Origin of the sequence: Exiguobacterium sp. UBA7533 (assembly GCF_002479335.1) — a bacterium.
Lineage (GTDB): Bacteria > Bacillota > Bacilli > Exiguobacteriales > Exiguobacteriaceae > Exiguobacterium_A.
The window spans coordinates 154,036-166,850 of record NZ_DLMP01000002.1 but is presented as its reverse complement, the minus strand read 5'-3'; the positions used below and the strand labels follow the sequence as shown (position 1 = coordinate 166,850).

At 46.0% G+C, this 12,815-nt stretch carries 15 protein-coding genes; 9 read left to right on the top strand and 6 right to left on the bottom strand.

The window, feature by feature from the left end; all coding sequences use genetic code 11:
- Position 1 precedes the first annotated feature (1 nt).
- A complete protein-coding gene (locus B2U10_RS04970) occupies positions 2–1,834 on the top strand; it encodes a DUF262 domain-containing protein (RefSeq protein WP_290786050.1) in 1,833 nt (610 codons plus the stop codon).
- A gap of 194 nt (positions 1,835–2,028) precedes the next feature.
- On the opposite strand, the gene B2U10_RS04965 is transcribed toward B2U10_RS04970, so the two are convergent.
- The 3 genes from B2U10_RS04965 to B2U10_RS04955 are packed head-to-tail and all read right to left on the bottom strand — an operon-like array spanning position 2,029 to position 5,213.
- The gene (locus B2U10_RS04965; protein ID WP_290786046.1) at positions 2,029–2,526 is read right to left on the bottom strand and encodes a type II toxin-antitoxin system HicB family antitoxin; all 498 of its coding nucleotides are present in this window, start codon (positions 2,524–2,526) and stop codon (positions 2,029–2,031) included.
- Positions 2,527–2,580: 54 nt separating this feature from the next.
- The gene (locus tag B2U10_RS04960) at positions 2,581–4,893 is read right to left on the bottom strand and encodes a DEAD/DEAH box helicase family protein (RefSeq protein WP_290786043.1); all 2,313 of its coding nucleotides are present in this window, start codon (positions 4,891–4,893) and stop codon (positions 2,581–2,583) included.
- Positions 4,890–5,213 carry a nucleoside triphosphate pyrophosphohydrolase gene (locus B2U10_RS04955; protein WP_290786040.1) on the bottom strand — a complete coding sequence of 108 codons (324 nt, stop codon included), beginning with the start codon at positions 5,211–5,213 and terminating at the stop codon, positions 4,890–4,892. Before B2U10_RS04955 ends, B2U10_RS04960 begins: the two co-directional genes overlap by 4 nt.
- Before the next feature lie 89 nt (positions 5,214–5,302).
- Between B2U10_RS04955 and B2U10_RS04950 the strand changes: the two genes are divergently transcribed.
- On the top strand, positions 5,303–5,692 hold the full coding sequence (locus B2U10_RS04950) for a RidA family protein (protein ID WP_290786037.1): 390 nt from the start codon (positions 5,303–5,305) through the stop codon (positions 5,690–5,692).
- Positions 5,693–5,747: 55 nt separating this feature from the next.
- Here the strand turns inward: B2U10_RS04950 and B2U10_RS04945 are convergent, their stop codons facing one another.
- Together B2U10_RS04945 and B2U10_RS04940 are read right to left on the bottom strand one after the other, a co-directional pair.
- Positions 5,748–6,110, bottom strand: a complete 363-nt coding sequence (locus B2U10_RS04945) for a hypothetical protein (RefSeq protein WP_290786034.1) — start codon at positions 6,108–6,110, stop codon at positions 5,748–5,750.
- Positions 6,107–6,544 carry a hypothetical protein gene (locus B2U10_RS04940; protein ID WP_290786031.1) on the bottom strand — a complete coding sequence of 146 codons (438 nt, stop codon included), beginning with the start codon at positions 6,542–6,544 and terminating at the stop codon, positions 6,107–6,109. Before B2U10_RS04940 ends, B2U10_RS04945 begins: the two co-directional genes overlap by 4 nt.
- A gap of 149 nt (positions 6,545–6,693) precedes the next feature.
- On the opposite strand from B2U10_RS04940, the gene B2U10_RS04935 reads away from it, so the two are divergent.
- The 6 genes from B2U10_RS04935 to B2U10_RS04910 all read left to right on the top strand — a co-directional run bounded on the left by B2U10_RS04935 (position 6,694) and on the right by B2U10_RS04910 (position 11,522).
- Positions 6,694–7,374 (top strand): ABC transporter ATP-binding protein, encoded by a 681-nt coding sequence (locus B2U10_RS04935; protein WP_290786028.1) that lies wholly within the window; start codon positions 6,694–6,696, stop codon positions 7,372–7,374.
- Positions 7,367–8,365 carry an ABC transporter permease gene (locus B2U10_RS04930; RefSeq protein WP_290786025.1) on the top strand — a complete coding sequence of 333 codons (999 nt, stop codon included), beginning with the start codon at positions 7,367–7,369 and terminating at the stop codon, positions 8,363–8,365. The genes B2U10_RS04935 and B2U10_RS04930 overlap by 8 nt, the downstream gene beginning before the upstream one ends.
- A 48-nt stretch (positions 8,366–8,413) precedes the next feature.
- Entirely contained in the window at positions 8,414–9,064 is a 651-nt protein-coding gene (locus B2U10_RS04925; RefSeq protein WP_290786022.1) for a Type 1 glutamine amidotransferase-like domain-containing protein, read from the top strand.
- Positions 9,061–9,465 (top strand): NUDIX hydrolase, encoded by a 405-nt coding sequence (locus B2U10_RS04920; RefSeq protein WP_056063969.1) that lies wholly within the window; start codon positions 9,061–9,063, stop codon positions 9,463–9,465. The genes B2U10_RS04925 and B2U10_RS04920 overlap by 4 nt, the downstream gene beginning before the upstream one ends.
- Before the next feature lie 143 nt (positions 9,466–9,608).
- The gene (locus B2U10_RS04915; protein WP_023466867.1) at positions 9,609–9,785 is read left to right on the top strand and encodes a hypothetical protein; all 177 of its coding nucleotides are present in this window, start codon (positions 9,609–9,611) and stop codon (positions 9,783–9,785) included.
- 87 nt (positions 9,786–9,872) lie between these two features.
- A complete protein-coding gene (locus B2U10_RS04910; protein ID WP_290786019.1) occupies positions 9,873–11,522 on the top strand; it encodes a methyl-accepting chemotaxis protein in 1,650 nt (549 codons plus the stop codon).
- 47 nt (positions 11,523–11,569) lie between these two features.
- Here the strand turns inward: B2U10_RS04910 and B2U10_RS04905 are convergent, their stop codons facing one another.
- Positions 11,570–12,097, bottom strand: a complete 528-nt coding sequence (locus B2U10_RS04905; protein WP_290786016.1) for an NUMOD4 domain-containing protein — start codon at positions 12,095–12,097, stop codon at positions 11,570–11,572.
- A gap of 132 nt (positions 12,098–12,229) precedes the next feature.
- On the opposite strand from B2U10_RS04905, the gene B2U10_RS04900 reads away from it, so the two are divergent.
- Positions 12,230–12,808 carry an AAA family ATPase gene (locus tag B2U10_RS04900; protein WP_290748180.1) on the top strand — a complete coding sequence of 193 codons (579 nt, stop codon included), beginning with the start codon at positions 12,230–12,232 and terminating at the stop codon, positions 12,806–12,808.
- Positions 12,809–12,815 lie beyond the last annotated feature (7 nt).

The following is a 12,815-nucleotide window of genomic DNA, read 5'->3' as shown; positions in this document are numbered from 1 at the left end:
TATGACCGATAATCTAAAAGTCATACCAGCAGCAAATGTATTCGCAAATACTAATTATTCAGTTCCGATTTATCAGCGGAATTATGCTTGGAACGAACTGCAAATCCTCCAGTTGATCGAGGATATTGATAGTGCCATTCTTGATAATGAAGACCAGACATATTTCCTAGGAAACCTAATCGTCAATCAGACCGACAACAACGTCTACGAAGTTATTGACGGTCAACAACGTTTAACGACATTGTATTTACTTGAGCGCTATCTAAAGTTCTCTTTTTCAAGAGATTCCTTCCGCTTCGAAGCGCGTGATACATCAAATCGTACACTTGCTTATCTTAATGATGATAAAGCTTACACATTACCAGAAGAACTAGCTTCCGCTGAAATTTTAAATGGGTATCATATCATTCAAAATTACTTCGAAACGAATCCAATCAAAAAAGAAAAATTTGCTAAAAAACTAGAATCCGTCTTTTTGATTCGAGTCCAAGTTCCAAAAAATATTGATTTAAATCATTACTTCGAGATTATGAATACGCGTGGTGAGCAATTAGAACTTCACGAAATCGCAAAAGCAAAATTACTCGAAGTGCTTAAAACCGATCAAGATAAACACGTTGGGGCAATGATTTGGGACAAGTGTTCAAATATGAATTCTTACGTACAAATGAATTTTGATCCAAATCACAGAAAGCTTCTCTTCACTGATAATTGGAGTAGTCTTCAATCTAAAATTGAGAGTTTTGATACGATCGTTGATCAGATCGATAACCAAAAGAGTACCTCACAATCTAAAAAGTCGTTACTCAATATCCTAACTAGCAGCAAAACACCGGACACGAAGAGCAAAGAACTTGAAGATGAAAATGAGCGGTTCGAATCAACGATCTCTTTCCCTAACTTCTTACTACAAGTGAATGCTGTCTTAAAGGATCCTAACTCAAACTCTAGTCTGGACGACAAACACTTTCTCCAAACTTTAGAATGGTCTTGGACAAGTCCTGACAACGCCAAGCACTTTTTATTCACTTTGTTGAAATGTCGTGTTTTGTATGACAAATACATTGTAAAACGTGAATTTGCCAAAGATTATAAAGAAACAGGTAAGTGGTCTTTGCAACGGTTAGAAAAGTACTGGGATATAAAAAGAACAAGTGCTAAACCATCGTATGTCGGAACATTAACACTTGAAGAGCAGAATAAAAAATTAAGAACGCTTCAATCGTGTTTGCGTATCACCTACACTTCTCCGAAAACGATGCACTGGATATCACTAGTCCTTTCTGAATTACTAGATGATGAATCAACGAATCTCATTAAATTACTCGAGCAGTACTGCTGTAAGAAAGTCAGCGAATCTAATTATGAAACGAAATCAGGGTTTGAAATAGAACGAATCGTTTTTTCTTATCTAGATTATTTAATCTTCCGTGATGGCTACTCATATAAGAACAAACAACTCGTATCTCCATTAAATGATGACTGGCAGTTCCAGTTCAGAAATTCTATCGAGCACTTCTACCCACAACATCCAATTGACGGAATGAAATGGGATAACCGTGATTTGCATAACTTAGGTAACCTAGCTTTAATAACGATTTCCGGAAACTCGAAATTCTCGAATTTATCTCCGCTCAGTAAAATCGACTCTTATCCAAATCTAATTAAACAGAGTCTAAAATTAGCGATTATGCAGACCATAACGATATCTAGTGAAGAGAAGTGGACGACAGAAAAAGCAAATGAGCATCAAATAGAGATGACGACTATTTTGAATAAAGATTTAGCGAAATATGCTAGTGTATCATCTTCAATATTGCAGGTAACACCTTAAAAGAAATAAAAAAACTTTCCGATAAAAAATACGGAAAGTCTTTTTTATATTTCCTTACACAATAATAGAATTTCCGTTAAAAATAGCGTTCTTCTACCTTCATTACAGATTATTAATTCACTATTTTTTCTAGATGAATTTTTTATTTAATTTATGAAGCGAGTAATCATATCTTTATTCATCTTATATTAGTGTCATTTTACGACCCGCCCTGTATAAAACACCTCATCTTCATCCATATCATAATCACCTAGAGAAATGATTGTTCCTCCTGCATCCAGTACGCGAGTAATAGACTCCATCAAAAATTTACTATCTAAGCCAATCTCAACGTCTTTATTTCTCGCATCCACATACTTCAATAAATAAGAGTCTGGTGTCGCTAATTTTGAATCGGGTCGCGGTTCTACATCCACTTCAATCAATTCGATATGAGCTTCTTTTGAATCATTAAGATTTAACTGCTGTAATGTAGATGGATTATTAAACGTTTCTCCATGCGTCAACATACTCTCTAACATTAATTCTAAAACATCTTTCGCCATGAAAAGTGCATGTTCATACGTCTCTCCATACGTAAATACATTATTTAAATCTGGAAAAGAAACATCGTATCCATCATTACCTTCATCACTAAACTCTTCATCTTCTTCTATTTTTGTCAGTACTGCATAATACTTATATATCGCCATTTATGTTCTCTCCCTTGCTTCTTGTTATATTCAGCTCATAGCGTGTCTAATCCATTAATTCGAAAAATACATGTGCAATCGGAAATGAAGTATGTCTTTTATGACGTTAAATAGTTCCCGTCCTGATGTTTGGCTTGCGATTGATAACACGTCTCCATCAAATGTAAATGGCTTCCCCATCTTCGGAAACGGCATTTTCCTCAATAACCGTTCTACTTTTGCTGCATCAAATGGTCCTTTTAACTCAGCCGTTTGCGCATCCTTCAATTCCCGATACTTCTCCGCATGCAAATACTCATAAAAGAACGGCGCGACTTCTTCGGCCGTAATCGGCTCCATCCAGCGCTCTTCGCCCCGCTCAAGCATCGCTAGCAAGACGACCATCTTATAGCTCCGGTTCATGATTGTCTTTTCGACCTGCTCGATCAATTCGCGATTTGCATCGTACGCTTTGACCTCTTCGTCTGATAACTCCTGATGCTCCTTCAAGAACCCAACGTAAGAACCCCACTCTTGTTTATAGCCTTGCGGAACTGCCGCATATTCTCCGATTTCCACATAGGATGGTCGACGACCGAGTTCGTATTTGATTTGCTCGTATTGCTCAATCAGTCGTAACTTCCGCTGGCTTGGTTGCCTGAGTCGATGAATCAGTTCCAGTGCTCGCGTATCGAACTCAATCACACAGCCAGGTGGTGGCGTAATCGGTTCTGTCTCTCCTCGCTTGAACGACTCTTTCATCGTCCCAAGTAGTTTCAATTTCGTCTCGACGTTACGATAGTTCCCGATCAAATCGATGATGACGCAGTGCGATTTATCTTGTGCTAAGCGTAAACCACGTCCGATTTGTTGCGTATAGATGGCGATCGATTCAGTCGGTCGACAGAACAGCAGTGTATCGACTTTCGGAATATCGACACCTTCATTGAATAAATCGACGGTAAAGAGAACGTCAATTTCGCCTTGCTCGAATGCTTGCATGTACTTTGCACGATTCGTCGTCTGCCCTGTCAGTGCAAATGCTGTCGTTCCTTTATCCCGAAATACTTGCGCCAAATATTCCGCCTGCTTGATCGACGAACAAAAGCCAATCGTCTTCGTTTGACGATGCTTCTCCCATGAATGATAGATATTATCTGCGACCTCACGATCAAGTTGTCGATGCTCGAGTTCCGATGTATCATAAGTCCGACCGATTCGTCGAATCTGGGAATAGTCGATCGTGTCATGAATGCCGTAATAATGAAATGGCGTCAAAAACCCTTCAGCAATCGCTGCTGTGAAGTGCATCTGGAAAGCAACGTTATGATGACAGATCGCATAGACATCCGCACCGTCCATTCGGTCTGGTGTTGCCGTCAGACCGAGCAGGAAACAGGGCGTGAAGTGATCAATGATCTTCCGGTAACTTGTCGCTGCCGCGTGATGGAACTCGTCGACGATGATGAGATCAAACTGATCCGTTGCAAAACGGTCCAAGTGACGCTTTTGCGCTAACGTCTGGACGGAAGCGAAGACAATCTCTGTCGTCTCCGTGACGGTCCGGTCACTGCCGATATAAAAGCTGGTCTGCCACGCCGGATTGACTTTTTGAAACGAACGCTCGGCCTGTAGTAACAGTTCTTTTTGATGTGCCAGGAACAGGACTCGTGTAAAGTCTCCCGCAAAGAACGCACTAAGGTAAGTCTTTCCTAGTCCAGTTGCAAGCACTGTCAACGCCCGTGTTCGCCCTTCTTCCATTGTTTCCCGTAACGCGTGCAGCGCTTCTTCCTGCACCCGGTGTGGCAGGATTTCTTGTGCAACGACGACCGTTCCTTCGTCATACTCGACTTCTGGTTCCGCGACATATTGACGTGCCGCGTACTCTTGACGATAGGTTTCTAAGACAACCGGATTCAGTTCTTCTGCCGATTCACTGAGATAAAGATCCATGAAGGCATCAATCGCATCATCAAGGATTTGTGGTGCGACAGCTTGCGGTAGATGAACGTTCCATTCAATACCGGACCGAAGCGCACTGTTCGAGATGTTCGACGAACCGACGATCGATAAGCCAGTCTCTGCGTTTCGAAACAGATACGCTTTCGGATGGAACGAGCGTCTGCCTGACCGATAAAAGCGAACTGACAACCCATCCAGCGCAAGCAACTGCGCCAATGCTTCTGGATCGGTGATGTGTAGATAGTCGCCAATCAACAGCCGAATCTCGGCTCCTCGTTGCAAGGCACGACGAAATGCCGGGACGAGCAAGGTGACACCTGACTTCTGGGCAAACGCTGCGACGATATAGACTTCCTCTGCCAAATCAATGGCTTCGACGAGTGAGTCATATAAGTGATGCGTCGTCAGCTTCGCTTCCGGGATCAATCCTCGACCTCGATCAGGTAGAGGCGTTCTTCGAATCCACCGCGTTGTTGCTGTTTCTTCGCTCGGACGGCTTCCATTTCCTCAACAGTCACGCCATGTGTCTTCGCTAACGCTTGGATCAGCTCCAGTAAATCAGCTAACTCCTCGACAGCGTCTGCGTCCGTCGTTGCTTCCTCATATTCAGCGAGTTCTTCATGTAATTTCTTTTTCGCTTCCACTAGGAATTTATGTTCGTCCAGCGTTTGGAACGTCGCTTTTTTCCCGTTTTGGTCGATGATATTTGGAATCGCGTCTCGAACTAATTTATGATAAAGTGGCATATCAATTCACTCCTTTGAAGGGTTGAGGGATATCCGAGTCGAATCACTCGGTGTCGTACATATGTATTTTATAAGAGGAGGTTCTTTTCATGTCTACATTCAAACAAATCGACACACCGAACGCCCCTGCTGCAATCGGTCCATATTCACAAGGCTTCATCGCAAACGGAACACTCTATGCTTCCGGTCAAATCCCGATTGATCCGGCAACGGGTGAACTCGTACCAGGCGGGATCACCGAGCAGACGGAACAAGTCATGCGAAACGTCGATGCCATTCTGAAAGAGGCAGGACTGACACCAGACCGCGTCGTCAAGACAACATGCTACTTAACGAGCATGGAACACTTCGCTTCTTTTAATACGATCTACTCCGATTACTTCGCACCACATGATCACTTCCCAGCTCGGTCTTGTATCGCTGTGAGGGAACTACCAAAAGGTGCATTGGTCGAAGTCGAGATCTTAGGACTCGTGTAATCTGATCGCTACGCACTCGTTGCGTAGCGTTTTTTCTACTTAGAGTGATTAAATACTATCTGCCTTCTTCACCTAACTCCTTTTTCATCACTTTGTTTTGAATCGCATTCATCATAATCGGTATTTGCACGACCAGATTCAAGGCGCTGACTCCAAGAACCAGTTGACTGGCTGTCAATGGCTTGAAGTATCCTTCGCCGTATCCTTCCCCTACAATGAGTGCGATCCCGTACGAAATTGCAAACGAAACCATGTTGCCGATGACGATGTATTTCGGTTTTCCACTACGCGCAAGTGAATACGATAGAACACCAAGTCCAAACAAAAATAAGGCATACCCTAATATCGAACCCTCTTTCCAATCAAGATAAGGTCCTAACCACGCAAACGGAATCAGATACAATAGTGCTCGTTTCATTGTTCATCCTCCCATTCTTCATCTTTTCGATTACTCCCGGCATCATAATAACCGTATAAAAGTTCCCGAATCATCCACCACCCAGATGGATAGATATTTGATCCTGAAAGTTTCTCTGTACCATTTTCTGTCGTCACATGAATTTCCCAATCCGTGCCGTCACAAATCATAACGCCTTGAGGATACGGATAGTTTCGCCAAACTTCTGCATCGAACCGATCCGACCACATGTCGATTAAGTAGATGTCCTCTTCTGTCAGCTTTCTGAATAATGGATGCTCTTCTTCATCAAAGAGACGCCCCTTCGGATACCACTGACCTAATAATTCTTCCTCATCTTCCGCACGAACCGTCCGACTTGCACGGTCCCACCAAAACGTCTGTCCTCTTCCCATGCCGGACTCACGGAAATAAATTCGTTCGACTGTTTGCACCGTGATCATCCTCTAAAATTGATATTTCCATTATAGCCCATTTGTTATTTTTAACCTGTTACATTTTTTACTATGGTTCTGCTGATTTCTGTTGCTGTGAAACATTTTTCTTCTTCTATCAGTAGATGTAGTGAAAGGAGATGTTTCACATGCATGTATCCATTCAACAAGCCGGTTATGACGTCGGTCAACCCGTCTTACAAGAGATTTCGTTTTCTTTACACCCTGGATCCATCACCGGTTTGATCGGTACGAACGGTGCGGGAAAAAGTACGACGATTCAAGCGATGTTCGGTACGCTGCCTTGGGTCGAAGGAGAGATCGATTTACCGGTCTCACTCGCCTATATTCCGGAACAGCCAACCTATTATGAATATTTGACGCTTGCCGAGCACCTTGAGCTGGTCGCCTCACTTCACGAGACAGATCACGCTTACACAGAACGACTCTTAAAGACATTCGAACTGCATACTGTCACAGGTGACTATGTGTCCTCTTTTTCTAAAGGAATGAAACAGAAGGTGATGCTCGTCTGTGCTTTGATGCAACGCGCGGACTGCTTGATCATCGATGAACCGTTCGTCGGTCTCGACGCGGTCGCGACGATTCGGTTATTGCATGTACTTGAAGCAGAACGAACGCGTGGCGTGGCGATTCTGCTCGTCACTCATGTCCTTGATTCCGCGGAACGGCTGTGTGACGACTTCGTCTGGATTGATCAGGGACGCATCAAACATCAAGGAACACTCGCTCAAATCGGTGCAGCCGCTGGTCAGCCAGGCGCTCGCTTGTTCGACATCATGGAAGCGATGGTACTCAAGCATGATTGAAACCTTTCTGATGCAACGGATCCGTCGACGGCACGCGGAACAACGTCGCTTCTTTCGGGAAATTTTCGACTGGACGATCTTGCTGTATCTTGTCGTTCCAGTCGGTCTGTTCCTCATCTATGAGACGATTCAGATCTTAAATGGTCAAGCGGACTGGGTGCAAACGGTTCCGGTCGCTTGGATTTTACTCGGATGGATTCTGTATGGATTCCTGCCCGTCTTTTATGCTTGGTTCGAACCGGCGGATCGTCTCTTCTTCAAACCGGTTTCTGGAGCGATCGTCCGAATGAAGCGGTATTCTGTTCGCTATCACTTCGTGCGGATTTTCTTATTAACGGCCGGCTTACATCTACTTTGTTTCCCGCTACATCACATCCGGTTTGACCAATCCAGTATCACCGTACTGCTGACTAGTCTCGTGCTTTCTTTACTCCAACCGTTCTTTAGCTTCTGGACATACCGGTTATCTGGGCAACAATTCTTGCGGAAATGGAGCGGTCATCTCTTCCTGGCAGCAGGACGCATCTCCCTGTTGCTCCTGCTTTGGCTTCAACCGCACCCTGTTCTCTTCGTTGTCGCACTGGGTGTGTTACTGTTCGGATCTCTCCATGTCCGGCACTGGTCACGACGTGAGGACGGATTAACGGAGGACATTCTGTTGTCGATGAAACGACAGTCGAGTTTATCAACAACCGTCCTTGAGTTGAACGGTGCCTTACCGAAGCCGTCTCATCGAAAGCGACCCTTCCTTCATCTGCGACTATTCAAGAAAACGCACCAGCAACTCCCACTGCTCACGTATCTGCGGGATCCGAGTAAGCGCCGCTTCTTGCTCCAGCTGTTCGCTGCGATGAACTACGGTCTTCTCGTCTTACCATGGATTGGACGCGGTCTCGTCATCACCTTCGTACTATTCGTTCTCTTTCAAGAACGGAAACAACATCACACGTGGTTCCGCAGACAATCATTCTACCAACATATTTCCAATTGATTGATTTCTGCTATACTTTTTCTAATACATAGTTGGAGGGATGACTTCATGCGTACTCATTTATTCTTATTTGGAGGCGGTCCTCCATTTACACCGAATTTGCGAAAACGGTTTGCTGCATTAACAAATGGTGGTCCGGTCGCGATTCTGTATGTCCCACGTACTGGTAAGGACTGGGTGACCTACGCCTCGATCTATACGGAAGCGTTGCAGGAAGAGGGTATTGCGTCCTTCGTCCATCTACCACTGTCTGACGCGCCAACGGATGAACAGCTTGCGCAACTACAGCAATGTCAAGGGGTCATCCTCTCCGGTGGCGAGACCGAATTGTATCAGCAATACTTGGTCGCGACACCGATTGGTGACATCATCCAGTCGCGTTTCGTAAACGGTGTTCCGGTCGCTGGCTTTTCTGCCGGTGCCCTCGTTTCACCCGAACGTTGTGTGATTCCGGAGATCGACCAACGCGACAATCGACGTCTTCGCTTGCCTGGTCTTGCCCTGCTGAAAGACGCGGTCGTCTGTGTGCATTACGAGACGTGGGGCGAAGCCGCCCACCTCGTGCAATCCTTTACGGAAGAAGGCACGAGCCGTGCCTTCGGACTTGCCGACGCAAGCGGGATCTATCTGTGCGATCAGTACCTGATTGAAACAGAAGGAACCGATCCCGTCGTGTTATCGCGGAGTCCCGTCAGATGACGGCGATCGTCCCTGCCGTCAAAGGCATCATCATTCACGAGCAACGTCTCTTGATCGTCCGCCGGGCTGTCGCTGACTTCGGCGGCGGAACATGGGAATGTCCAGGTGGAAAGATCGACTTCGGTGAACTGCCGCTCGACAGCCTTGTTCGCGAGATAAAAGAAGAGACACAGTTGACGGTTACGCCAGAACGTCTACTCTATGCCTCTAGCTTCCTAACGCATCCCGATCGGCAAATCATTTTGTTGATGTACGTCTGCTCGACGAACCAGACGAGCGTTCAGTTATCCGCAGAACACGACGCTTATCTCTGGGCGGACGAAGAAATGATCCGTCAGTTGATTGCGCCAAATATTTTGGCTGATTTTGAGCGATATGACGTCTGGTCTCTCCTTAGTTGAACGTAATATACTGTCTTGTCCAACGCTCTCGTCAGACAAGGCAGTATTTTTTTCATTACCGGACAGTTGTCGTGTTTTTAAAGTAATGAACAGGGAATCCCTTAAATATATCTATCGTATACATTATTAAGGGGGAATCTTTCATGGACCGTCAAGCCGAAAAACGAAAAAGTAAGATGCCGTTCTTCATCATTCTTGTCATTGCCATCTTTGTCATCGTTGCTGCTGCATTGATCATTTATGTCACGTCTGAACCAAAAGAAGAGACACAAGCACTTATGACACATCTTGCGACTGTCCTTCCGATTTACGTGAACTAGATTCACAAGACCTTTACACAAGTCGTACAACGCCTTCATACATGTTGAGCTATCTCCTCCCGATAGGAATACGGGAGGAGATGTTTTATGCCAAAGAAAAAACGATTACTGGCACAACAATTAAATGGATGGCTGATTCCGATCGTCGCCATCGGACTGATCGTGATCAGTGGTCTGAGTGTTTACGCGTCGTACCAACAATCCGTCGCAGCGACTGAGGAACGGCTGATGCGCGAATTAACGATGTTTGACGTGAACGTCCGGGCAACGTTTCTCGCATATCCGAATGACGCAACAGACCGTACGCGTGCCATTAAACGATTGCAACAGCAACAGCGAACCGACTTATCACGTGATGACTACACGACTCGCTTTCAGAGCCTGAACACGAGTGAGGCGTTCCGACCGTTGACACTCGACCCAGCAAAACGGAAACAACTACTACAGCATTTAAAAACAGCTCGTACATATGCCTTTTCAAATCAAGACCAGTTTCTTGTCGCGATGACGATTCCGGAACTTGATGACGTCATCTTGCTGACGACCGATCGCGATAAATTAATCGCTCCTGCTCGAGATTTAGCTTGGACACTCATCTGGGTGAGCGTGATCACACTTGTCAGCATCAGCCTCTTGATCCGCTGGCGAATTCAACGACAACTAGCACCGTTATCGAAACTCGCTCTACAGATTGAAGAAGCCCATGCGAAGCGATCGTATCGTCCGTTAACACTTAAGACGACGACCTTTGAGTTACAACAGCTGACGTTTCAATACAATCAATTGATGCAACAGATTGGGGATTTGACGGCCGAAATGCAACAAGCCAGTCAGGAACTTGAATCCGTCCAGCCCCACTTTTCATCGCACTTATCCGCGATGGATGAATCGGTGCATGCCGTCGATGAAGTCGCCGGTTCCTTACTTTCGCAATCGACGCAGATGAATCAGACGATCATCGCCTCCACACGTTTGACTGCCCAAGGACACGATGCGTTAAGCGAAATGCAAACGACACTTCTGAACAGCCAACGTGCCGTAACTCGTTTTCAACAGACTGTTCAGACGAATCACACGACACTTGGGACATTACAACAAGAAAGCTACTTGCTGAAGGAACAATCCGCGACGACAGAGCAAATCTTGCAACAGACCTCACATCTACAGCAGCAGATGGAGACCTCGATTTCCCACATCCAGCGTGTCGCTGAAGAGACGCGCCGCCTATCGCTAAATGCGCTAATCGAGGCAACTCGTGCTGGCGAAGCCGGTCGTGGCTTCACGGTCGTGGCCAAGGAAGTCGAAAAACTAGCCATCGATATCCGGACGAGTACGGACCACATCCGTCAGGTCAATCAGACGTGGACGACAGGGCTCAATCAAGTCGAACAAGCGCTCTCGCAGATGACGGAACGGTTTCTCTCGACGTCACAACAGCTCGAGACGGCAACAGAGCACTTGCAACAGATGCTGACTGAAGCGACGACGATCGAGACGACACTGGGGACCGTTGAACACCAACGTCAAATCGTCGCAGAAGTCCAGTCGAATATGCAACAGCATCTACAATCTGTCCAAAAGTTGATGTCAGAGCTCTCGTCCTATAGCCAAGTACTCGGGGATCAAATGCAACACCACGTCATTCAGCAAACGGAATTGAAGACACATAGCGCGGTACTCGAGTCACGGATCAGTTCGTTGCAACAGACCGTTCGCTCGAGCGAATCGTCGTCTTAACAAAAAGAGCGCCTGCCATTCCTGGCAAGCGCTCTTTTCCTCTATTCTCAGCCGATATAACGTGCTTCCTTTTTATCGATGATATTGCGAATCCGGTTCTCAGTCACCTGATACTGCTCCGCCAGTTGACGAATCGTCTTCCCTTTTTCATATTGGGCGCGAATCGCTCGAATCTGGAATGATGACAGTGTCACATGTTGTTCTAATAAGAGATCAAACTCACCAAGTAGTTCGGTATACTGCTGATCGATCGAAGGCAGAACGTCTAAATTCGATAACTGATCGTCAGCTCGTTTACCGTTACGTCGGACGAGTCGCGCTTCCGTAACGTCGAACGTCAGAAAAGCTTGCGCAACGAGTAGACCGACCTGCACTCGTTCTCCTCGCCCCCGTTGATAGAGCGTGACTTTCCGATATCCTTCCCGATTGAGCCGCGGTCGGAGCAAGACACCTTTTCGGCGTTGTCGGACGCCGCGACACGTCACGATTGTCCGATCAAGCGACCTTACGCGACCAAGTGACGAGACTTCATATATACCTACATAGCCGATGACGGCCTTCCATTGCTCTTGCATAGTTGTCCTCCTTCAGACAAGGACACGACGGGACTTCATACCTGAATTATACCAAATTACGAACAAACGTTCTAGTGATGTCACTCATCGGAATGTGCTATTCTTAGCAGAAAAAGGAAATGAGGTTCGTCCATGAAATTTGTCTTGTTACTTGGTCCCCAAGCAGTCGGAAAGATGACGATTGGTCAGGAAATCGAACGGTTGACGGAGATGAAAGTCTTCCATAACCACCAGACGATCGACTTGTTATTGCCTTACTTTGATTTCTCTGAACCCGCCCATCACCGCTTAAAAGATACGATTCGGCGCGAGATGTTCAAGGAAATGGCGAACAGTTCGCTTGAAGGTGTCCTGTTTACATTCCTCTGTCTATTCGGCGTCGAAGGTGGTGGTCTCGAGTTCATCGAAGAAACGGTTGAGTTGTTCGAACAAGCAGGTGCTGACGTCTATATCGTTGAACTGGATGCGCCGGTCGCGACCCGTCTGCACCGGAACACGACCGAAAACCGATTGACGCACAAAGTGACGAAGCGCGACCTCGCTGCTTCTGAACAAGACTTACGCGAGACGGCGGACGGATACCGGACACGCTCGCTACCAGGCGAATTGCCGGACGTCAATTACCTCTTTCTTGATACGGAACAGTTAAGTGCGCGTGAAAGCGCTGAAGCGATTTGCGAACATTTCAACTGGTCGAAAACAACGGTCTAATCACAAA

What these genes read in the sequence shown, in the direction of transcription:
- B2U10_RS04935 (WP_290786028.1), top strand. Translation starts at nt 6,694, where the DNA reads ATGCATGTATCCATTCAACAAGCCGGTTATGACGTCGGTCAACCCGTC.
- B2U10_RS04910 (WP_290786019.1), top strand. Translation starts at nt 9,873, where the DNA reads ATGCCAAAGAAAAAACGATTACTGGCACAACAATTAAATGGATGGCTG.
- B2U10_RS04905 (WP_290786016.1), bottom strand. Translation starts at nt 12,097, where the DNA reads ATGCAAGAGCAATGGAAGGCCGTCATCGGCTATGTAGGTATATATGAA.
- B2U10_RS04945 (WP_290786034.1), bottom strand. Translation starts at nt 6,110, where the DNA reads ATGAAACGAGCACTATTGTATCTGATTCCGTTTGCGTGGTTAGGACCT.
- B2U10_RS04900 (WP_290748180.1), top strand. Translation starts at nt 12,230, where the DNA reads ATGAAATTTGTCTTGTTACTTGGTCCCCAAGCAGTCGGAAAGATGACG.
- B2U10_RS04950 (WP_290786037.1), top strand. Translation starts at nt 5,303, where the DNA reads ATGTCTACATTCAAACAAATCGACACACCGAACGCCCCTGCTGCAATC.
- B2U10_RS04925 (WP_290786022.1), top strand. Translation starts at nt 8,414, where the DNA reads ATGCGTACTCATTTATTCTTATTTGGAGGCGGTCCTCCATTTACACCG.
- B2U10_RS04915 (WP_023466867.1), top strand. Translation starts at nt 9,609, where the DNA reads ATGGACCGTCAAGCCGAAAAACGAAAAAGTAAGATGCCGTTCTTCATC.
- B2U10_RS04955 (WP_290786040.1), bottom strand. Translation starts at nt 5,213, where the DNA reads ATGCCACTTTATCATAAATTAGTTCGAGACGCGATTCCAAATATCATC.
- B2U10_RS04930 (WP_290786025.1), top strand. Translation starts at nt 7,367, where the DNA reads ATGATTGAAACCTTTCTGATGCAACGGATCCGTCGACGGCACGCGGAA.
- B2U10_RS04965 (WP_290786046.1), bottom strand. Translation starts at nt 2,526, where the DNA reads ATGGCGATATATAAGTATTATGCAGTACTGACAAAAATAGAAGAAGAT.
- B2U10_RS04970 (WP_290786050.1), top strand. Translation starts at nt 2, where the DNA reads ATGACCGATAATCTAAAAGTCATACCAGCAGCAAATGTATTCGCAAAT.
- B2U10_RS04920 (WP_056063969.1), top strand. Translation starts at nt 9,061, where the DNA reads ATGACGGCGATCGTCCCTGCCGTCAAAGGCATCATCATTCACGAGCAA.